1 protein-coding gene is annotated in these 262 nt (G+C 58.8%); it reads left to right on the top strand.

The window, feature by feature from the left end; all coding sequences use genetic code 11:
• Position 1 precedes the first annotated feature (1 nt).
• Positions 2-262 (top strand): transposase (locus tag ACNFCJ_RS24175; RefSeq protein WP_416773908.1); only part of this gene is annotated, 261 nt, incomplete at its 3' end.

Below are 262 nucleotides of genomic sequence, written 5' to 3'. Positions count from 1 at the left end.
ATTGGAGGAGCTGGTGCCGGAGGATCACCTGGTACGGGTGATCGAGGCCTATGTCGCCCGCCTGGATCTGCAGGCTCTGGGTTTCAGCAAGGCCGAACCACTCAAGACTGGGCGCCCTGGCTACGATCCAGCTGATTTGCTCAAGCTATATCTATATGGCTACTTCCAGCGCATTCGCTCCTCTCGTCGATTGGAGGCGGAGTGCCAGCGCAATATCGAGGTGATGTGGTTGCTGGGTCGTCTGGCGCCGGACTTCAAGACC

It is taken from the genome of Pseudomonas sp. NY15364 (assembly GCF_048068235.1).
GTDB classification, from domain to species: Bacteria; Pseudomonadota; Gammaproteobacteria; order Pseudomonadales; family Pseudomonadaceae; genus Aquipseudomonas; species Aquipseudomonas mendocina_D.
Note: the sequence above shows the minus strand (reverse complement) of the source record. Positions and strands in the feature narration are given on the sequence as shown.